The following is a 19,148-nucleotide window of genomic DNA, read 5'->3' as shown; positions in this document are numbered from 1 at the left end:
ATTAGACGAAAATCAGAGATTTATAGAATTTCAGCTTCAAGACCACATATTTCGGCTTATTTCAAGCCTTTGCGGGTATGAAGGTTAAAATCGCATCAGATTTGCGGCTTCAAGAGAGCGCTTTTGCTCATCTGCGGTCAGACCCTGATAAAAATCTTCCAAACTCGGATCTTCCAAACCAGCCCTGCGCGACACGATATACCATCGTCCCGCCTCGATCGGATTACCCACCGTGCCTATAGCTTGGATATAAAGATGAGCTAAGCGGTTTTGTGCAATCACATTACCTTTAAGCGCAGCAAGACGCATCCATTCAAAACCCGCTTCAAAATCACGATCTCCACCAACACCATCTATCAACCAAATAGCCAAATCAAGACGTGCCGTGTCATAACCAGCACGAGCAGCTGAAATAAGATGCCGACGTGCGAGTGCTCTTTTTTGCTCAGAAACATCAATCTCATTTACATATATCTGCGACAAGGCATATTGCGCATCTGGAATACCCCTCGCTGCAGCACTTTCAAAAAATGGCAAAGCATCCTCTATACCTTTAGGGCCAGGTCGCTCAGAAACAAGTAATTGCGCATAGTTAAATTGGGCCTTGGGGTTGCCACCTTCCGCCGATTTTTGCATCAACTCGCGCGCACGCTTCTCGTCTTTTTCGGCATACTTTCCGTTAGTCAGAAGCAATGCCAACTTATACTGCGCGGATGCATCTCCATTTTTTGCGGCTTGATCATACCAAAAAACAGCATCATCCATACTGCGGCCAACACCAAACCCTTCAGCAAACAACTCAGCGATCAATGTTTGCGCAGCAGGGTCGCCCAGTTGCGCACGCGGCAATGCAAGTTCCATCGCAGTTATATATTGCCCACGTTGAAAAGCGCTAAATGCGAGCCAGGCGTCTTCACCGATCTGCGTCTTATCATCATCCGCACTTTTTTCGTCATCGAGAGCAGAATCTGTTTCTTCAGCAATCGAAGGCGGACCGGTAAAAGGAGCCGAACGTATTGTTTTCAGCATTTTCAGCTTTGGTGTCTCGGCGGGTGAACCTTCCCCATCTTTGCCTTCAACAGGTACAAATTGAGCCGAAGCACCAACAGAGCAGATTATCAGCATAATCGATGCAATACACGCTTCTCGCCAGTATATCATTAATTGCTCCGGTTCAGATGTATAATATAATGCTAATTAGTTTCAAATCGTGGCGCTTTTTCGTCAAGCAACGCATTTATTTCCGCTACCTTTATCGCGCTTTCGGTTGGTTTAGAGAAAATTGCCAAATTAAGCGCCAAAAAATCACACCCAACATTCGCAATTTCCAATGCCGATTCAATATCGGTTCCACCCATAACGATACAAGGAATCTCTACAAATTCAGACCACCATTGCCCAAGTTTAATGTTTTTGGGGTGTGGTTCCGATTTAATATCACCATCCAACTTGCCGAAAAACAAATAATCAGGTTGTGTATCTCCCATAGACAATGAACTATGGCGATCCTTCGCATTCCCACCACCAACAATTTTTTCAGGAGAAAAGCGCTCAACAGCATCGTAAAGATCATCCACATTTCCGATGACATGAATGCCATCAGCCTTGCAACGCCCCATAACACGGGTATCTCCAGCAACGAGTGCAGCAGCTCCAGCCTTTTGAATAATAGGCACAAGAACGGATGTCATGTCCTGAAATTCATGCTCATTAAGATCGCGCTGCGGAATTATGACGGATGCGACATCACCACCACGTAATGCGGACGAAACAGTGTCTTCAAGTGCTGAAATATCCTTTATGTCCGGAGTTATCAAAACTAATCTGCAACGGTCGAGTGGCATATTCATGCAGTTAAACTCCTAAGAAAAAACATTCGTGGTGCAAAACCAGATAAGTATTGCGCCAAATTTATTCTTGCTCTACCCCGAAACAGATCGGACAACAAGAGTTCTCAATAATATGCAGCTTTTAAGCGACCCCTGTATCTTAATCGCATCAATATGTGCAGTCACTTTAGCCGGGCTTTCAAAAGGAGGTTTTGGCGGCACTATGGGCATGCTTGGCGTTCCCATCATGGCATTGGTCATATCACCGGTTCAAGCCGCAGCGATATTACTTCCAATATACATTATCATGGATATTTTCAGCCTTTGGTCTTGGCGAAGGGAATTTGATCTACAAACCCTGAAAATCATGCTTCCAGCAGGTGTAGTTGGCATTGCTATTGGTTGGATAACTGCAGCCTATGTATCAGACAGCTCTGTCCGGCTGCTTGTTGGGATAATATCGGTTGGTTTTGTTGTTAATTACTATATCTCAAAATTGCGAAAAAGAGTTCAATCCACACAACCGCATAGACCACTTTTAGGTGGAATTTGTGGAACTGTCGCAGGTTTTACAAGTTTTATCGCTCATACAGGTGGGCCACCTTATCAAGTTTACACCTTACCACTTGGCCAAAGTCCTCGTATTTTTACAGGCACCAGTGTACGATTTTTCTTCATTATCAACGTGATCAAGCTGGTTCCGTATTTCGCATTAGGTCAATTTGATGCGACGAATCTTAAGACATCTTTTGCATTGATGCCGCTCGCCGTCATTTCAACTCTTGTTGGGGCATGGATTGTTAAACGCATGAGGCCGGATGTGTTTTATCCTCTCATGTATGTCCTCATGCTCTTGGCAGGAATGAAACTTTTATTTGATGGATTACAGTTTTAAATTTACCCTTATTGCATCGCACAAATATCTTGCAATGCAGCATAAAATCAGCTTATCTTGGCCACATGCAAAAAGTAGATCCATTCTATGCTTTGGCAGATCCGAATCGCCGTTATCTGCTTGAAGCGCTTAAAAAAGGCCCTCAAACGGTCAATATTTTAGCCCAAGGGTTGCCAGTCAGCCGCCCTGCGGTTTCTCAGCATCTAAAAGCACTTTTAGATTGTGGGTTTGTGAACGTAACCAATCAGGGTACACGTCGATATTACTCGATTAGCCAAGATGGTTTTGGTAAACTAAGTGCATGGCTCGACCAATTCAGGGTCGAACCAGCTAATTAAATTATATAAAACAATTATTTAGTGTTTAGTAGATCGAAATTGTTCAATTCGATCTTTAAGCTTCAGCTTTCGTCGCTTCAAGTCTATAACGAGCTCTTCTTGCGGACGAGGACTATTCATAAGCGTGTTCAGCTCAGCCTCTAATGCATGGTGTTTTTCCTCAAGTGACGCAAGATGTGCTTCAGATGACATATATACTCTCCTTGATTAGATTTTCTGACAGTTTACCAAGTCAAACTAGATTTGGTCTGTGAAGTGTGCCATGGGTAAACTGAATTGTCGAAGGTTAAATGTAACTGAATAGAATTCCATATTAACAAGCCGTTAAATATTTCTATTGCGGATAGTTCAATTAGATCTGGGATTAAATTTAAATGTCTGAGCAAGAACAAGCCCATATAAAGATGCAAATCGCAAAACTACGCCATGAGCATGAGGACTACGATATTGCCATTAATGCGATGATAAAAACAGGTAGTGATGCAATTTCTATTCAACGTATGAAAAAGAAAAAACTTGCTATAAAAGACAAGCTCACACAATTCGAAGATCAAATCATTCCCGATATTATCGCCTAAAAGAAACGAAGTTTGAGGAGATATCAGCTTGAGTACTGCATCATCAGCAGCCATCGCTATTATTATGGGCAGTCAATCTGACTGGCCAACCATGAAACACGCCGCAGATGTGTTAGATGACCTTGGTATCGAGTATGATGCACGCATCGTATCTGCTCACCGAACACCTGACCGTATGTATGATTTCGCTAAAAGCGCTAAGGACGATGGTTTTAAAGTCATTATCGCCGGTGCAGGTGGCGCAGCTCATCTACCGGGCATGGTCGCCTCTCTAACATCGTTGCCTGTTCTAGGTGTTCCAGTGGAAAGCAAAGCGCTTTCCGGGCAAGATAGCCTTTTATCTATTGTGCAGATGCCAGGTGGCATTCCTGTTGGCACATTGGCAATTGGTAAAGCAGGTGCAAAAAATGCTGGCCTTATGGCGGCAGCCATTCTTGCTACATCAAACAGCGATATTGACGCGCGGCTGGAGACCTGGCGCGAAAATAACTCCGCATCGATCGCACTTAAACCAGTGGATGACGCATGAATACAAATACATTGAAGCCAAATTCAACTATTGGAATTATCGGTGGTGGCCAATTAGGACGCATGCTTGCAATGGCAGCTGCTCAGCTTGGGTTTAAGACAATTATATTAGAGCCGGATCCAAATGCACCTGCAGCGCAGGTTGCCAATGATCAAATCATGGCTGCATATGATGATGAAATAGCACTTGAAAGCCTATCTCAGCAATGTGATGTCATCACCTATGAGTTTGAAAACGTGCCTGCGTCCGCGGTCGAAATGTTGGAAGATGTTTCAAAAGTTTATCCCGGCTCCAAAGCCCTAAAAATTTCGCAAGATCGATTGCTTGAAAAAGAAAATGCTGTTGCGATTGGCGCAACGCCTGCAAAATTCTTCAAGGTCAACACAATTGACGATCTGCGGTCTGGCCTGAAAGAAATCGGCTATCCCGCGATCTTGAAAACCAGACGAATGGGCTATGATGGCAAAGGCCAGATGCGTATAGATTCTGACAATGACGTCATTGAAGCATTTGGCGCCATGAATGGTCAAGATGCCATACTAGAAGCATTCATCTCATTTAGTTGCGAAGTTTCGGTCATAGCAGCGCGCTCACAAGACGGTACTTTTTCAAGTTTTGATATCGCTGAGAATGTTCATAAGAATCATATTCTTGATACATCAACAATTCCGGCAAAAATTCATGATAATGTTGCGATCAAAGCAACAGAAATTGCAAAAAAGATTGCAGATAATCTGGATTATGTTGGTGTTTTCGCAGTCGAATTCTTTGTAGAAGATGCCAAGACTGCTAATTTTTCACTATATGTGAATGAAATTGCACCGCGCGTACACAATTCTGGCCACTGGACGGAAGCTGCATGTGCCGTATCTCAGTTTGAGCAGCATATACGGGCAATTTCAGGCCTCACACTTGGTGATCCCAGCCGTCATAGTGATTGTATTATGCGAAATTTGATCGGGGATGATGTGAATGACCTGCCAGCTTTGTGTGAAAAATCAAATGCCAAAATACATCTGTACGGAAAATTAGAAGCACGTGCCGGACGCAAAATGGGACATGTAACTTATATAACACCAAAGTCGTGAACTCTTTAAACTGTGACTTAGCGGAATTTTAACGCTAAGTTGCAAGTCGGATATTGACAATAGGAACCTTAAAAGTTACATCACGCTCAACAAATGACGCGCTACGTCTAGCATGCGTTTAATAATTTAGGAGTGGCATCTCATAAGGTGCCGGGAAAAAGATGAAAATTAAAAATTCTCTTAAGTCACTTAAAGGTCGTCACCGCGCAAACCGTTTGGTTCGTCGTAAAGGCCGTGTGTACATCATCAATAAAGAAAACCCACGTTTTAAAGCCCGCCAAGGCTAACGCGCGTTAACACATATTAATAAATAATTTATAAACACCGTTAACAATTAGTTATCGGTGTTTTTTGGGATTTGCTATTTTACGTAAAGAGCGTACCTTGATTCGTATGCGTAATTTGACACACCTACTTTCTGTGCTAGCAATTGCGCCGATCATCTTAACCGGACCGGCGCACAATATCGTTGCGCACGCTCAGACTACAGCGTCAATTCCCGAAACAAGTAAATCCCTGGCAAAACCAAAAGCAACAAAAACACGCGTCGAGAAGCTTGATTCCCTATTTACCGAATTGAAAAAGGAATCGGATCAGCGCAAAGCGAAAATCCTTGCCTCGCAAATTGCCATGAACTGGACCAGCTCAGGTAGCCACACAGCCAATGCCCTTATGGCTTGGGCTCAACAGGCCATGAAAAGCGGACAACACAACAAAGCCCTTGAACTATTAGACCAAGTCATCGCACTTGTGCCAGACTATTCAGAGGGCTGGAACAGGCGCGCGACACTTCATTACATGATGCGAAATCACGCCAAATCCATGGCCGACATTGAACAAACGTTGGCGCTTGAGCCTCGCCATTTTGGTGCTCTTAGCGGAATGGCCTCTATCTTGGCCAGCCGCGGAAACGATGACAAAGCATTAAAAGTTTACGAACACGTCTTATCCATTTATCCTGCGAATAGAACTGCGCAAGCAAGTATCATTAAGCTTACGCAGAAACTTGAAAAAAGTGAAATCTAGCGGCAGGCTACCATTTTGTTTGAAATTATTACTAATGGGTTGATATTTTCGACGCTAATCTTTGGCGCTTTGTTTATCTTTACGCAGATAAAAACAAACGAAATATCAAAAACCTATCCGCCCATCGGAGATTTTAGGGATCTTGATGGAACACGTATTCACTACAAATTTGTCAAAGCTGATGACAACTCCGACCTCCCTGCCTTAATATTCATCCACGGGGCAAGCGGGAACTTACGTGACCAAACGGAACCTTTCTTTAATAAACTAAAGGGCCGTGCTAATCTTCTTTTCATTGATCGCCCCGGACACGGCTGGTCAGAACGCAGTTCCGAAGACCAAAAATTTCCAGACAAACAAGCACTTATTATCTCAAAGTTAATGAGTGCACTAGATTTACAGAATGGAATTATCGTGGGGCATTCGTTCGGTTGTGCCGTCACAGCCAGTTTTGCACTCAACCATCATGAAAAAACCAAGGCTCTGCTGTTCCTGGCGCCTGCGGCATACCCTTGGCCTGGCGGTGTCGCTTGGTATTACAGCTTAACAAGCATGCCGTTTATAGGCTGGCTTTTTGCTAATACACTCGCCCTGCCCTCCGGCTTAAAACGTGTCGAAAGCGGTTCTAGATGTGTGTTTTTGCCCAATATAATGCCATCTAACTATATTGAGAATACCGGACCTTCACTTGTTCTTCGCCCACGGTCCTTTAGATCAAATGCCAAAGATATTACCGCGTTATTCAACTACCTTGTCAAAACATGGCCAAGATATAAAACCATCAAATCTCCAACGATTATAATCAGTGGAGATAAAGATAATGTCGTCTTCCCCTATATCCATTCCAGAGGACTAGAGCAGCACATAGAAAACGCCGAACTTATTTCACTTGACAATGTAGGGCACAAGCCAGATTACGCAGCGGTAGATATTGCCATAGCCGCCATTGAAAACTTGAGCGGCAAATCTAAACATGATCTAAAAAAAATGGCCGCCGAGCTTGATAAAGAACTCAGCGACCAACAAGTTGAAGGTCATTCACTTCCGGTCAACTACTAGATAACTGGCGTGAATAATAACTTTAGCAAACATCACCCACATTAGCGATGCGTAGCATGTTTGTCGTTCCGACACGGCCCAATGGAACGCCAGCGGTAATAATTACCTGATCACCAGATTTTGCAAATCCCTCATCTTCCGAAATGCGACATGCGCGGTCCACCATATCATCCAAATCTTTAGCAGTCGCTGTCACAACTGGATGCACTGCCCAGACAATTGTCATGCGACGAGCGGTTTGAAGAACAGGTGTTAGCGCTATAATTGGCGTATTTGGTCTCTCGCGCGATGCGCGGATACCAGTAGCACCCGACGATGTATAGCAAACTATAACAGGTAAATCCAAAGTCTCAGCAGTTTGCCGCGCAGCCAGCGAGATAGCATCAGCCGCAGTCTCATCGGGCGCAGCCCGTTGCGCATGAATAATGCTCAAATATGTTGGGTCATGCTCTACACCACGTGCAATTGAGGCCATGGTCAAAACAGCTTCTACAGGATAATCACCCGCAGCAGATTCTGCAGACAACATAACAGCATCAGCACCTTCAAACACCGCAGTCGCAACATCAGAAACTTCTGCACGTGTTGGTACAGGTGCAGTAATCATAGATTCAAGCATTTGCGTTGCAACAACAACAGGTTTACCTTTGCGGCGACAGCTGCGTATCAATTGTTTTTGAATACCCGGTACAGATTCAATAGGCATCTCGACACCCAGGTCACCACGAGCAACCATGATTGCGTCAGATAATTCGATGATTTCATCAATTTGATCCAGCGCTTGTGGCTTTTCAATCTTTGACATGAGGCAAACATCTTTACCAACGATGTCACGCACTTCAATTAGGTCTTCCGGACGTTGGATAAATGATAAGGCAATCCAGTCAACTGAACCATTTTCCATAATCGCACCCAGATCAGAACGGTCTTTTGGTGTGAGTGCACCAACAGCAAGGTCAGTATCAGGAAGGCTTACACCTTTTTTATTGGAAATCTTCGTGCCGCTTACCACAACAGTTTCGATTGTCTTCCCGTCGCATTTAGTTGCTTTAAGCTGCAATCGACCATCATCGATAAGAAGCCTGTCACCATCTTTCACAGATTGTAAAATCTCTGGGTGAGGAAGATAAACGCGCGTTTTATTACCGGGTGTTTCATCGCCATCAAGTTTAAAAGATTGGCCAACTTCCAGTTCAACAGAACCATCAACAAACGTTCCGACCCGTAACTTCGGCCCCTGAATATCGGCTAGAATTCCGATAGGGCGACCACACTTTTTTTCAACTTTTCTGATCTTACTAATAAGGTCATTTAAGACTTCATGGCTTGAATGGCTCATGTTTATTCTAAACACATCTGCACCAGCTTCGTATAACCGCTTAATGGTTGCCTCATCCGAAGATGCTGGTCCGAGTGTTGCTAATATTTTGACTTTCCGCTTACGTCTCATTGAGCCGAATTTCCTTCTTGTTCCCGCCCGTCCGTTAGCTGAACCATCCAGCTACCCTGACGACCGGTGTCATATTCTTTAAATCCCATACGTTGGAAACCGCGAGCAAAACAGTCTTGAACGCCCACAATCTTAAACTCGGTATCAGAAACGCACATATTCACGTCTCCGCCCCAGCGACCACCCCCGGCGGCATCTTCCGCATAGATATAGTAAAATCGAGATTCAATTTTTCCTTCAATCAGGGTCTCACACGAAGTTGGAGCAACCTGCCACCACCCTTCTGAGACCCACCCTTCAGATGCTCGATATCCTATCGCAACCCCAACAAGAGATTGCGTTCCGTTGCAAACTCTAAAATCTGCTAGTGCTTCTTGCTTCGACACAGGATTCGCAATCACTATAAAAGTGAGCAATGAAAGCTTTGTGACAAAAAGCAGTAGGTTACGCTGTGACATAAGGACATATTGCAAAATTGTTCTAATTTTAATTGGAACACCAATTCCAATTGCCTTCTTGCTATCCATTGTGGTGATTGTCAACGTGCTTACCTTAAATCGATTGAAATTATTGCCTACCAAATACAAAAGAAGTCATTTCCTCTCAAAATTCCCAACTCAATCACTATATAGACAATATCCAGTGAGTTGGAGAGATTATCTCTTCAATTCTCAAACTATTCAAATACAACTGAACATTCATTAAAAAACCGCATGAATTAGGAAAAAGCTATGGATAACCAAACACAATTAGAGGCCGCTGCTTTTCGCCGACTGGTTGCTCATCTTCAAAACCGTACTGACGTCCAAAACATCGATCTCATGAATCTGTCAGGATTTTGCAGAAACTGCCTCTCTCGTTGGTATCATGAAGAAGCAACCGAATTAGGACTTGATGTAGATAAAGAACAATCTCGTGAAATCATCTACGGAATGCCTTATGCGGAATGGAAAGAAAAGTATCAAACAGACGCAAGCATAGAACAGCAAAAGTCTTTTGAGGAAAACAAACCAACAGACCATTAACTCAATCATATCCCCTTGACCTTTTTTAAGATCATCGGCACTTGATAATTTATAAATTTTCTGAGAAGCGTGTTTCTCATAAACAAAATCTAAGAAGCGCCTGCTTCTCATGGATAAAAAGGGTAAATTATGTCAGATAGCATAGCGAGCGGACAACTTCGTGCATTCATCGAACGTATCGAGCGACTTGAAGAAGAAAAAAAGACAATAGCTGATGATGTCAAAGAAGTTTACGGCGAAGCCAAGTCCATGGGTTATGATACAAAAGTTATCCGTAAAGTGGTTGCAATTCGTAAGCTTGATCAGAATGAACGTATGGAGCAAGAAGCAGTTTTAGATACATATCTGGCAGCACTTGGCATGTTACCATCTGAAGAAGATGCTGCGGCCGCAGAATAAACACCACTTAGAGAATAATATCTGCCTAGCCGTTATATTTTACAACAGGTAAGAAGTTTACCGCACTCCCCGCAAATGACTTTTGTATCAGCTGGGTATTGTTGGTTTTGGAAAAACCATTTGCGTAAACCGTCTTCGGCGGCTTGCGCATAAACCTGTTAACAAAACGCGCCTCCCGTGCAGGCGGTTTCATGGTTACAATACTCTCCGGCGACATTGCAACTTTCGAGATTTTAATTTGTTCCAAATCTGGAGTGGCAGCGCGTGACTTATATTTGGCAACAAGCGCATCTCTTAGATTCGGACGACCTTTTTTACTTGTGCTTACATCGTTAGGGCTCGCGGCAGCGTCTGCGATTGCTTGACTTAAAGCAACACGACTCAAACGATTATGTTCCCTCAGCTGCGGAAGCTCCAGAGAAGCTATATCAATCCGCTTCGGCTCCTTCGCGGGTAGTAAGCCTGCAACCACCGGCGCCGGGATTTCGCCATTCATTTTGCGTCGTTTATCTGTTTCAATCGCTGCCGCAATGATCGCAGAGAGGCTAGGTAACGCAACTCTTTCAGATGGCTCCTGATAAGCAAGTGCTTCAACAGCTGCATCAGCTTCATCTGAAAGCTCTAAATTGGCTCCAGATAAAGATGCAACCGATGTTTGATCGAGAACTGGTGTTGGGACATTGGATGCAATGATCGTAGTTTCTGGGATCCCATTTTCTGGTACACCCAACTCAGGTTCCTTATTCAGAACTGGATTTTCGGTTTCAACTTGATTATCTTCCAAAATCGCAGCCGGAACTGATGTGCCAGCATTTAACAAAATCGGCAAAGGAATATTTTCCTTCGGAAGTTTAGCAAGGTTTTGCGCTACAGTTGGAAGTGCGGCGACCTCAACCCTTTCATTGCCAGATGGGGCAACGGGAGTGACTTCCCGTTCATTGTTTTTATTACTACGTCCGAACAATGATGCAATTAAGCCTCTCGACTGGGTGGTCTCTTTTTTTGTATTTTTACTACTCGCCGCATTCGTATTGGCTTTCGCAACAAGAACAGGTGTTGATTTTGGTTTTGTAACGATTTTTGGAGTTACAACCTTACCTTTACGACGTTTGTATTCTGCAAGAGCAGTTCGATAACCCGGCAACGGCTTACCATCTGTTGGCAAATGCAATGTTTTGCCATTTGGAAATAATTTCACCAGCTCTTTGCGCGACATACGTGGCCAAGCTCGAACACTACCTACATCAAGATGGACAAATGGCGACGCAGACCTTGGATAGTAACCAACACCACCACCTTGCAGCTTCATACCAATCGCGCGTAGCTTACTTATTTTAACACCCGGAATATAAAAATCGATGGCCCGCCCAACCATGTGTTGGCTCTTCTTGGCTTGACCGCCACGAGTTTTCCTTAGCATTTCATTGGTTTTTGGTGAACGATAAGCTGACACGACATGAATATAATTCTTCGCACCTGATTGACGGTAAGTTTCCCACAACACATCAAATAACCGCGGATCCATGTTTGTTGGTTCGTTCTGACGCCAATCCCGCAAAAATCGATTAAGCTTTTTCAAGCCAGCTTTATCATATCGGCCATTTTTTTTGAACGTGATTTTTGCACGTTCCTTCGTATGCGTGAAATATAACTTGAGTGATTTAGTTTGTGCATGCGCCACACCGGATACAGACATATCGAGACCGAGCGTAGCAGTAAAACAAAATGCAAAAACTAGCATCATACCCAAAAGTCTTGAACAAGACTTTTGAATTGACCGTTCAGGATAATCGATATCCAAAGTTTTTTGCAAGATCGCCCTCATACATAAACGCCGTCGATGCTGGTAATACCTTATAAATGGGGTAACATCGTGGCAACTGCAACCCCTAAGAAAGTTAGCCAAATTATAGTAAATAGATTGCTAATAACTCCTTAAACTTAATTACAATTCACGGATAGTAATAATCTGGTAATGATAAGCGGAAATTCAATCACCAAAACTTACATTCCGATGCTAGAATTTACCGCAGAATACGCTTTCCAAAATCAATATGAACTGATTAAAGTCACATCATTAGCCATTGCTCCAAATCGAGGAATCTTTAAGTGAACACCAAGCTAGAAACACGAACATTTAGCAATTCAAACACCTCAACAGATAACACAGATTTGGGAGATCTTCCAACGTGGAATTTGGCAGATCTCTACTCATCAATGGATGCACCTGAACTTCAACATGACCGAAATTGGGTTATGGAAGCTTCAACTGAATTCGAGAAAACCTGGAAGGGCAAGCTTGAACAGGCAGCCGGCAAAAACAAAAGTGAAGGTTTGGGAGCCGCAATAGAACAATTTGAAAAAATTGAAGATGTGATGGGCCGGCTTATGTCATTTGCAAGCCTTGCATACTTTTCCGATACATTGGACGAGCAAAGCGCAAAGTTTTATGGTGACATGCAAGGGCATATCACGGATGCAAGCACAAAACTTTTGTTTTTTGGCCTTGAACTTAATAAACTCGATCAAGATCTAATCAATAAGGCGTTTTCCAGCGACCCACTTGCGGCGAAATACGAACCTTGGGTCACAGACCTTCAAAAAGATAAGCCCTATCAACTTGAAGATCGAATTGAACAGTTATTCCACGAAAAATCTATGACAGGCCACGGCGCATGGAACAGACTATTTGACGAAACCATGTCTGACCTCAGATTTGAAGTGAATGGCGAAACACTTTCAATTGAGCAAACTTTAAACCTTTTACAGGATAATGACCCAAAGGTTCGAGAAACTGCGGGTCAGGCACTTATAACAACTTTTTCTGAAAATTTGCGTATTTTCACGTTAATTTCCAACACTTTAGCTAAAGACATGGAAATTTCAGATCGCTGGCGCGGTTTTGAAGACATTGCAGATAGCCGCCATCTTGCTAATCGAGTGGAGCGCGAAGTTGTTGACGCATTAGCCAGCGCCGTCAGAGATGCTTACCCTCGCCTGTCCCATCGTTATTACAAGCTAAAGGCTAAATGGCTCGGTGTTGAACAACTTAACTTTTGGGATCGAAATGCACCATTACCAGAAACATCAAAGTCGCTGATCTCATGGGAAAATGCAAAAGATATCGTCCTATCTGCCTACGATGAATTTTCACCGGAAATGGCCAATATAGCGGGCGACTTCTTTGATAAGTTATGGATCGATGCACCTGTTCGTCACGGTAAAGCCCCAGGCGCATTTGCCCATCCTACCGTACCATCAGCGCATCCATATGTTTTGGTCAATTATATGGGCAAAGCTAGAGATGTTATGACACTGGCACATGAACTTGGCCACGGGGTGCACCAAGTTCTTGCCGGAGATCAAGGCGCATTAATGGCCTCAACTCCGCTCACACTTGCTGAAACTGCATCTGTTTTTGGAGAAATGCTTACATTCCGCGCTATCTTAAAAAAGACCGAAGATAAACGCGAACGCAAAGCCATATTGGCGCAAAAAGTCGAGGACATGATAAACACCGTTGTTCGCCAAATTGCGTTTTACGAGTTTGAGCGTAAACTCCACACTGCCCGTCGCGAAGGAGAGTTGACGTCTGAACAAATTGGCAAGTTATGGATGTCTGTGCAAGCTGACAGTTTAGGGCCAGCAATCAAGCTTAATGAAGGTTACGAAACATTCTGGACATACATTCCACACTTCATTCATTCGCCTTTTTATGTATATGCATATGCGTTTGGAGATTGCCTGGTTAACTCACTCTATGCCGTTTACCAAAATGCTGACGAGGGCTTTCAGAACCGTTATTTTGACATGCTTAAAGCTGGCGGCACCAAACATCATAGCGAACTGTTAAAGCCATTTGGATTAGATGCATCTCAATCTGATTTCTGGAATCAAGGACTTTCCATGATCGAAAGCTTGATCGACGAATTGGAAGCACTAGACGCAGAATTGAGCGAATAATCTGATTTTGCCTTGTTTTTGCCATGCAAACAACGCAAATAAAGAAAATACGGATTAAAGGGGACGATTATGTTGGGACTTAAAAAAACTGTAACCTTGGCCATAACCGCCATTGCACTCACTGCTTGCCAAACACAATCTGATTATCGTTCAACCGTCCCCACTTCTGGTTTTGAAGGTCAATGGCTTGATCAAAATGGAATATTATCCACCTTTTACAACGGCGAATTCCAAACAAAAACGACTGATGGAACAAACACATTGCTGGCAGTTGGCAATTATACACAAGTTAGCCCTACACTGGCTGAAATTGAAGTTAAGTCTCTTGTTCGTAAAACGGTTTCGAAGGTGAACTGCTCACTGGCAACAAGCTCTCGACTTAATTGCACATCTAGTGGCGGTGCGCAGTTTACGTTGTTCCGGCAAGCATAATAAATTTGCGACAACTTAGTTAAATTTCAAACGGTGGAAATCGTTTGCTGTGCGAAATTCTATTGACAAATCTCATATTCCCTCGTCACATTGTCGATATATACATCAGCTAGGTAATCGGAATATTTTCTAATTGCACGTGCTTAAATAGGGAGAATTTTCACAATGAAGATAAAGTCAAAGTTATTATTGGGTGCAGCGGCACTTATGTTGTCAACCGCTGCAGCTCAAGCCGACTATAAGTTAACAATTTTGCACATAAATGATGTTCACTCGCGCATTGAACCCATCAATAAGTATGATTCGACCTGCCGTGCATCTGATAATCTTGCTGGTTCTTGCTTTGGTGGCATGGCCAGAGTTAAAACAGCAATCGATCTGCGCCGCAATGCGCTGAACACCGCAGGAGCAAATGTTCTGACACTCGATGCCGGTGATCAATTTCAAGGGTCGCTCTTTTATTCTACCTACAAAGGTAGTGTTGCAGTTGATCTCATGAATAAAATTGGCTTTGACGCCATGGCTGTCGGCAACCATGAATTTGATGATGGGCCAGAGAAATTAGCTGAATTTGCAACAGCGGCACAATTTCCAATTCTGTTTGCAAATACAGACATCTCAAAAGAACCTTTACTTAAAGACAAAATCCAAAGCCATATTGTCAAAGAAATTGGCGGCGAAAAAGTAGCAATTATTGGAGTTCTCGCTGAAGATACAGCGGAAACATCTTCGCCGGGAAAAAATATTGCTTTCGTACAGTCCGAAGAAACATTGAAGCAAACCGTTGCCGAGCTTGAGGCAGCCGGCATCAATAAGATTGTCGTTCTCTCTCATGTTGGTATTGAACGAGACAAGGAAATAGCTGCTGCGGTTGATGGTATTGATGTCATTGTCGGTGGGCATAGCCACACTTTACTTGATGAATATCCAACCGTCGTCAACGCACCAAACGGTAAACCGGTTCAAATTGTTCAAGCTTACGCATATTCAAAATACCTCGGAGAACTAACAGTCGAATTCGACGATGAAGGCAATGTCACAAAAGCAAAAGGAGCACCCTGGCTACTCAACGCTATGGTGCCCGAAGATGAAGAATTCCTTGCTTATATAAAGGAAAAAGGCGCACCTATCGAAGAGTTGAAAACCAAAGTTATTGGCGCAAGTACCGCAACTATCGAAGGCAGCCGTGATATTTGCCGTCAGATGGAATGTGCAATGGGTAACCTTGTTTCAGACGCAATGCTAGATCGTGTAAAATCTCAAGGTGTCACAATAGCCTTCCAAAACAGCGGCGGTCTTCGTGCTTCTATTGACGAGGGTGAATTGACCATGGGCGAAGTCTTGACCGTTCTCCCCTTTCAAAACACCTTGGCAACCTTTGAAATAACAGGGGCTGGTCTGTTAGAAGCACTTGAAAACGGCGTGAGTCAATATGACAAAGTAGCAGGTCGTTTCCCTCAAGTTGCTGGAATGACATTTACTTTTAACAAAGATGCAGAGGTCGGGTCCAGAATTTCTGACGTGATGGTGCAAGCAGCAGATGGAACATTTGGTCCAATTGATGCTAACGCAACTTATGGCGTTGTAACCAATAATTACGTTCGTCAGGGCGGAGATGGTTATAATGTTTTTGAAACGAAAGCGACAGCTGCATATGATTATGGCCCAGGGCTCGAACAGGTCGTTGCAGATTATATTGCTGCCAAAGGCGGTTCATACACCCCCTATACAGATGGTAGAATTAAGAGCTTAAACCAATAAAAGTTCTTAAAAGCTGATGAAGGCCCGATAACTGTCGGGCCTTTTCATTTTTCGCCTGCGGCAATAAGTTTATTCAAAAACAGCACATTAAAACTGCTCCAAATTGCAAGTTCCAACGTATAGTTTATATAGATTCTAAATTAACGGAAAAAGCGATTTTACCCACATGCCATTTAAACACGTACCTACAATTTTGCCAAAAGAACACCCGCCTGTAAACATTGGGAAGGTCGGTGTGCTTCTCGTTAATCTTGGCACACCAGATGGCACTGATTACACATCTATGCGTAGATATTTAAAAGAGTTTTTAACAGATGCCCGTGTTATCGAGTGGCCGAAAGCTCTTTGGTATCCAATTCTGTTTGGCATAATTTTGAACAAAAGACCGCAAAAAGTCGGAGAAGCATACAAATCTATCTGGAATAATGATCTGGATGAGAGCTATTTACGGACATATACGCGAAATCAATCTGATAAACTCAGCGAAATTATGAAACCCCATGAACATATTATTGTTGATTGGGCTATGCGCTATGGACAACCATCCATTCCAGATAAAATCATGACGCTAAAAAATGCAGGCTGTGAACGTATCTTGCTATTCCCACTTTACCCGCAATATGCGGCAGCAACAACCGCGACAGTTAATGACAAAGCCTTCAAAACACTTCTAGACATGCGTTGGCAACCTGCTCTACGTTCGGTTCCTGCTTATCATGATGACCCCGTTTATATCGACGCGCTGGCGCAGTCGATAGAAAAACATTTAGCAAATCTCGATTTTGAACCTGAAAAAGTCATTGCGTCTTATCATGGCATCCCACAATCTTATTTCAAAAAGGGTGATCCTTATCATTGCCATTGTTACAAGACCTCACGCCTTTTGAAAGATCGACTAGGCTGGAAAGAAGGCCGCTTAATGACTACGTTCCAATCTCGGTTCGGACCAGAAGAATGGCTCCAGCCATATACCGATGTAACGATTGAAGAACTTGCGAAATCCGGAACGAAGAGCATTGCTATATTCAATCCAGGATTTGTTTCAGATTGCCTCGAAACCCTTGAAGAAATGGGTGTTGAAGGTAAGGAAATTTTTCATGAACATGGCGGCAAAAACTTCTCTCATATTCCATGTCTAAATGACAGCAATGAGGGGATGAACGTTATAGAAGCTGTTGTAAAGCGCGAACTTGGTGGTTGGCTGTAACACCCGATTTATCTTGAATCTGTCACACGAACAGCTTATCTAAAAGGCATAAGCTTTTTTAATAGGAGACGTCGCTCATGGTGATTGAAGGTTTGGATATTACAGTTATTGCAATCGTCTTTGTGGCGATTATCTTTCTCGCATCAGCGATTAAAACAGTTCCTCAAGGTTTTGCCTATACAGTGGAACGGTTTGGCAGATATACGGCGACATTATCGCCGGGTCTGAGAATTATTGTTCCGTTCGTTGATCGTATTGGTGCAAAAATGAACATGATGGAACAGGTTCTCGACATTCCCACACAGGAAGTCATTACACGCGACAATGCCTCTGTTGCAGCAGATGCCGTTGCTTTTTATCAAGTACTGAACGCCGCAGAAGCAGCTTATCAAGTTAATGACTTGCAGCACGCCTTGGTCAACCTGGCGATGACAAATATCCGTTCAGTTATGGGCTCTATGGACCTTGATGACCTTTTATCAAACCGCGATGCTATTAATGACCGTCTTTTAAAAGTTGTTGATGAGGCCGCTGCACCATGGGGCATTAAAATTACCCGCGTTGAAATCAAAGACATCGCACCTCCACGTGACCTTATCGAATCTATGGGACGCCAGATGAAAGCGGAACGTGAAAAGCGTGCCGACATTCTAGAAGCGGAAGGCACTCGAAACTCCCAAATCCTGAGAGCTGAAGGTGAAAAACAAAGCGCCGTTCTTCAAGCTGAAGGACGCAGAGACGCAGCCTTCCGTGATGCGGAAGCTCGTGAACGTTTGGCAGAGGCCGAAGCTAAAGCTACAACAATGGTTTCTCAGGCTATTTCCGAAGGAAATGTGCAGGCTATTAACTACTTCGTTGCACAAAAGTATACTGAAGCCCTCACCTCAATTGGTTCAGCCAAAAACTCTAAAGTTGTTCTCATGCCAATGGAAGCGTCTTCCCTTATTGGTTCGATTAGCGGTATTGGCGCGATTGCTAAAGAAGTCTTCGGTGATGGCACCGATGATGTCACACGACCAGCCAGAACAACACCAAGATCAGGCCCAACATCATGATTGAGAGCATCGTTACAGAGCTTGGTCCGTGGTCATGGTGGGTTGTAGGCCTACTCTTCCTTGGAATTGAAATCCTGCTACCAGGAATTTTCTTTCTCTGGATCGGCGTTGCAGCCATGATAGTTGGTGCAATTTCGTTTGCTCTTTGGGATAGCGCAATTTGGCCTTGGCAATTGCAAATAACTGTCTTCGCCATTTTATCTGTTGTTTCTGGATATGCGGGCAAGAAATATATTGGAGATCGTCAACGAGAGAGTGATGAGCCACTTTTAAATCAACGAACCGAGGCCTTAGTCGGACGTATTGCAACATTAGAAGAGCCAATCGAAAATGGGCGTGGCCGCATCAAACTCGACGACACATTGTGGGTCATAGAGGGGCCCGAGTTAAAATCTGGTGAAAAAATCCAAGTCATTTCAGCTTCTTCCAACCGTCTAAAAGTCGCACAAGCCTGAGTTTAGTTAAATCATATAGCCTTCTGTTAATCTTTTTAAACTAAACGTTAACTATAAAG

Annotated in this window: 22 protein-coding genes; 16 read left to right on the top strand and 6 right to left on the bottom strand. The window is 43.5% G+C overall.

What is annotated here, in order from left to right; all coding sequences use genetic code 11:
- Positions 1–84: 84 nt before the first annotated feature.
- Both AB2J24_RS09695 and AB2J24_RS09690 read right to left on the bottom strand, forming a co-directional pair.
- On the bottom strand, positions 85–1,161 hold the full coding sequence (locus AB2J24_RS09695) for a tetratricopeptide repeat protein (RefSeq protein WP_367385318.1): 1,077 nt from the start codon (positions 1,159–1,161) through the stop codon (positions 85–87).
- A 32-nt stretch (positions 1,162–1,193) separates the two neighbouring features.
- Positions 1,194–1,850 (bottom strand): thiamine phosphate synthase, encoded by a 657-nt coding sequence (locus tag AB2J24_RS09690; RefSeq protein WP_367385317.1) that lies wholly within the window; start codon positions 1,848–1,850, stop codon positions 1,194–1,196.
- A 112-nt stretch (positions 1,851–1,962) separates the two neighbouring features.
- On the opposite strand from AB2J24_RS09690, the gene AB2J24_RS09685 reads away from it, so the two are divergent.
- Positions 1,963–2,724 carry a sulfite exporter TauE/SafE family protein gene (locus AB2J24_RS09685; RefSeq protein ID WP_367385316.1) on the top strand — a complete coding sequence of 254 codons (762 nt, stop codon included), beginning with the start codon at positions 1,963–1,965 and terminating at the stop codon, positions 2,722–2,724.
- A gap of 65 nt (positions 2,725–2,789) precedes the next feature.
- Positions 2,790–3,062, top strand: coding sequence for an ArsR/SmtB family transcription factor (locus AB2J24_RS09680; RefSeq protein ID WP_162653080.1), 273 nt, complete (start codon positions 2,790–2,792; stop codon positions 3,060–3,062).
- An 18-nt stretch (positions 3,063–3,080) separates the two neighbouring features.
- Here AB2J24_RS09680 and AB2J24_RS09675 read toward each other — a convergent pair whose 3' ends face one another.
- Positions 3,081–3,254 carry a YdcH family protein gene (locus tag AB2J24_RS09675; RefSeq protein ID WP_367385315.1) on the bottom strand — a complete coding sequence of 58 codons (174 nt, stop codon included), beginning with the start codon at positions 3,252–3,254 and terminating at the stop codon, positions 3,081–3,083.
- A gap of 182 nt (positions 3,255–3,436) precedes the next feature.
- On the opposite strand from AB2J24_RS09675, the gene AB2J24_RS09670 reads away from it, so the two are divergent.
- From AB2J24_RS09670 to AB2J24_RS09645, 6 genes are all read left to right on the top strand, one after another.
- Positions 3,437–3,640: a YdcH family protein gene (locus AB2J24_RS09670; RefSeq protein WP_162653082.1), complete on the top strand. Its 204-nt coding sequence runs from the start codon at positions 3,437–3,439 to the stop codon at positions 3,638–3,640.
- A 64-nt stretch (positions 3,641–3,704) separates the two neighbouring features.
- Positions 3,705–4,169, top strand: a complete 465-nt coding sequence (purE, locus tag AB2J24_RS09665) for a 5-(carboxyamino)imidazole ribonucleotide mutase (protein ID WP_367385386.1) — start codon at positions 3,705–3,707, stop codon at positions 4,167–4,169.
- Positions 4,166–5,257 (top strand): 5-(carboxyamino)imidazole ribonucleotide synthase, encoded by a 1,092-nt coding sequence (locus tag AB2J24_RS09660; RefSeq protein ID WP_367385314.1) that lies wholly within the window; start codon positions 4,166–4,168, stop codon positions 5,255–5,257. Before purE ends, AB2J24_RS09660 begins: the two co-directional genes overlap by 4 nt.
- A 161-nt stretch (positions 5,258–5,418) precedes the next feature.
- Positions 5,419–5,544 carry a type B 50S ribosomal protein L36 gene (ykgO, locus tag AB2J24_RS09655; RefSeq protein WP_162653084.1) on the top strand — a complete coding sequence of 42 codons (126 nt, stop codon included), beginning with the start codon at positions 5,419–5,421 and terminating at the stop codon, positions 5,542–5,544.
- Between the two features lie 106 nt (positions 5,545–5,650).
- Positions 5,651–6,283, top strand: a complete 633-nt coding sequence (locus AB2J24_RS09650; RefSeq protein WP_367385385.1) for a tetratricopeptide repeat protein — start codon at positions 5,651–5,653, stop codon at positions 6,281–6,283.
- A gap of 15 nt (positions 6,284–6,298) precedes the next feature.
- On the top strand, positions 6,299–7,342 hold the full coding sequence (locus tag AB2J24_RS09645) for an alpha/beta fold hydrolase (RefSeq protein ID WP_367385313.1): 1,044 nt from the start codon (positions 6,299–6,301) through the stop codon (positions 7,340–7,342).
- 22 nt (positions 7,343–7,364) lie between these two features.
- Here AB2J24_RS09645 and pyk read toward each other — a convergent pair whose 3' ends face one another.
- Entirely contained in the window at positions 7,365–8,792 is a 1,428-nt protein-coding gene (gene pyk, locus AB2J24_RS09640; RefSeq protein ID WP_162653086.1) for a pyruvate kinase, read from the bottom strand.
- Complete coding sequence (locus tag AB2J24_RS09635) at positions 8,789–9,250, bottom strand: DUF1036 domain-containing protein (protein ID WP_162653661.1); 462 nt, start codon at positions 9,248–9,250, stop codon at positions 8,789–8,791. Before AB2J24_RS09635 ends, pyk begins: the two co-directional genes overlap by 4 nt.
- Before the next feature lie 273 nt (positions 9,251–9,523).
- Between AB2J24_RS09635 and AB2J24_RS09630 the strand changes: the two genes are divergently transcribed.
- Positions 9,524–9,817, top strand: coding sequence for a DUF1244 domain-containing protein (locus AB2J24_RS09630; protein ID WP_162653087.1), 294 nt, complete (start codon positions 9,524–9,526; stop codon positions 9,815–9,817).
- Between the two features lie 129 nt (positions 9,818–9,946).
- Entirely contained in the window at positions 9,947–10,216 is a 270-nt protein-coding gene (locus AB2J24_RS09625; protein ID WP_162653088.1) for a DUF2312 domain-containing protein, read from the top strand.
- A 25-nt stretch (positions 10,217–10,241) separates the two neighbouring features.
- Here the strand turns inward: AB2J24_RS09625 and AB2J24_RS09620 are convergent, their stop codons facing one another.
- Positions 10,242–11,912, bottom strand: coding sequence for a DUF882 domain-containing protein (locus tag AB2J24_RS09620; RefSeq protein ID WP_420883644.1), 1,671 nt, complete (start codon positions 11,910–11,912; stop codon positions 10,242–10,244).
- Between the two features lie 476 nt (positions 11,913–12,388).
- Between AB2J24_RS09620 and AB2J24_RS09615 the strand changes: the two genes are divergently transcribed.
- From AB2J24_RS09615 to AB2J24_RS09590, 6 genes are all read left to right on the top strand, one after another.
- Positions 12,389–14,179, top strand: coding sequence for a M3 family oligoendopeptidase (locus AB2J24_RS09615; RefSeq protein ID WP_367385384.1), 1,791 nt, complete (start codon positions 12,389–12,391; stop codon positions 14,177–14,179).
- A gap of 69 nt (positions 14,180–14,248) precedes the next feature.
- A complete protein-coding gene (locus tag AB2J24_RS09610) occupies positions 14,249–14,611 on the top strand; it encodes a hypothetical protein (protein ID WP_367385311.1) in 363 nt (120 codons plus the stop codon).
- Positions 14,612–14,776: 165 nt separating this feature from the next.
- On the top strand, positions 14,777–16,372 hold the full coding sequence (locus tag AB2J24_RS09605; protein WP_367385310.1) for a bifunctional metallophosphatase/5'-nucleotidase: 1,596 nt from the start codon (positions 14,777–14,779) through the stop codon (positions 16,370–16,372).
- A 166-nt stretch (positions 16,373–16,538) separates the two neighbouring features.
- On the top strand, positions 16,539–17,579 hold the full coding sequence (gene hemH / locus AB2J24_RS09600) for a ferrochelatase (protein ID WP_162653091.1): 1,041 nt from the start codon (positions 16,539–16,541) through the stop codon (positions 17,577–17,579).
- A gap of 83 nt (positions 17,580–17,662) precedes the next feature.
- Positions 17,663–18,634, top strand: coding sequence for an SPFH domain-containing protein (locus AB2J24_RS09595; protein ID WP_367385383.1), 972 nt, complete (start codon positions 17,663–17,665; stop codon positions 18,632–18,634).
- Complete coding sequence (locus AB2J24_RS09590) at positions 18,631–19,089, top strand: NfeD family protein (protein ID WP_162653093.1); 459 nt, start codon at positions 18,631–18,633, stop codon at positions 19,087–19,089. Before AB2J24_RS09595 ends, AB2J24_RS09590 begins: the two co-directional genes overlap by 4 nt.
- The last annotated feature ends 59 nt before the right edge of the window (positions 19,090–19,148 follow it).

It is taken from the genome of Lentilitoribacter sp. EG35 (assembly GCF_040784015.1).
In the GTDB taxonomy this organism is placed as follows: Bacteria; Pseudomonadota; Alphaproteobacteria; order Rhizobiales; family Rhizobiaceae; genus Lentilitoribacter.
Note: the sequence above shows the minus strand (reverse complement) of the source record. Positions and strands in the feature narration are given on the sequence as shown.

Coding starts and splice junctions, on each gene's coding strand:
- AB2J24_RS09675 (WP_367385315.1), bottom strand. CDS start 3,254: ATGTCATCTGAAGCACATCTTGCGTCACTTGAGGAAAAACACCATGCA.
- AB2J24_RS09690 (WP_367385317.1), bottom strand. CDS start 1,850: ATGAATATGCCACTCGACCGTTGCAGATTAGTTTTGATAACTCCGGAC.
- AB2J24_RS09635 (WP_162653661.1), bottom strand. CDS start 9,250: ATGTCACAGCGTAACCTACTGCTTTTTGTCACAAAGCTTTCATTGCTC.
- AB2J24_RS09590 (WP_162653093.1), top strand. CDS start 18,631: ATGATTGAGAGCATCGTTACAGAGCTTGGTCCGTGGTCATGGTGGGTT.
- AB2J24_RS09630 (WP_162653087.1), top strand. CDS start 9,524: ATGGATAACCAAACACAATTAGAGGCCGCTGCTTTTCGCCGACTGGTT.
- pyk (WP_162653086.1), bottom strand. CDS start 8,792: ATGAGACGTAAGCGGAAAGTCAAAATATTAGCAACACTCGGACCAGCA.
- AB2J24_RS09610 (WP_367385311.1), top strand. CDS start 14,249: ATGTTGGGACTTAAAAAAACTGTAACCTTGGCCATAACCGCCATTGCA.
- AB2J24_RS09680 (WP_162653080.1), top strand. CDS start 2,790: ATGCAAAAAGTAGATCCATTCTATGCTTTGGCAGATCCGAATCGCCGT.
- AB2J24_RS09695 (WP_367385318.1), bottom strand. CDS start 1,161: ATGATATACTGGCGAGAAGCGTGTATTGCATCGATTATGCTGATAATC.
- hemH (WP_162653091.1), top strand. CDS start 16,539: ATGCCATTTAAACACGTACCTACAATTTTGCCAAAAGAACACCCGCCT.
- AB2J24_RS09605 (WP_367385310.1), top strand. CDS start 14,777: ATGAAGATAAAGTCAAAGTTATTATTGGGTGCAGCGGCACTTATGTTG.
- AB2J24_RS09670 (WP_162653082.1), top strand. CDS start 3,437: ATGTCTGAGCAAGAACAAGCCCATATAAAGATGCAAATCGCAAAACTA.
- ykgO (WP_162653084.1), top strand. CDS start 5,419: ATGAAAATTAAAAATTCTCTTAAGTCACTTAAAGGTCGTCACCGCGCA.
- purE (WP_367385386.1), top strand. CDS start 3,705: ATGGGCAGTCAATCTGACTGGCCAACCATGAAACACGCCGCAGATGTG.
- AB2J24_RS09660 (WP_367385314.1), top strand. CDS start 4,166: ATGAATACAAATACATTGAAGCCAAATTCAACTATTGGAATTATCGGT.
- AB2J24_RS09650 (WP_367385385.1), top strand. CDS start 5,651: ATGCGTAATTTGACACACCTACTTTCTGTGCTAGCAATTGCGCCGATC.
- AB2J24_RS09625 (WP_162653088.1), top strand. CDS start 9,947: ATGTCAGATAGCATAGCGAGCGGACAACTTCGTGCATTCATCGAACGT.
- AB2J24_RS09620 (WP_420883644.1), bottom strand. CDS start 11,912: ATGTCTGTATCCGGTGTGGCGCATGCACAAACTAAATCACTCAAGTTA.
- AB2J24_RS09685 (WP_367385316.1), top strand. CDS start 1,963: ATGCAGCTTTTAAGCGACCCCTGTATCTTAATCGCATCAATATGTGCA.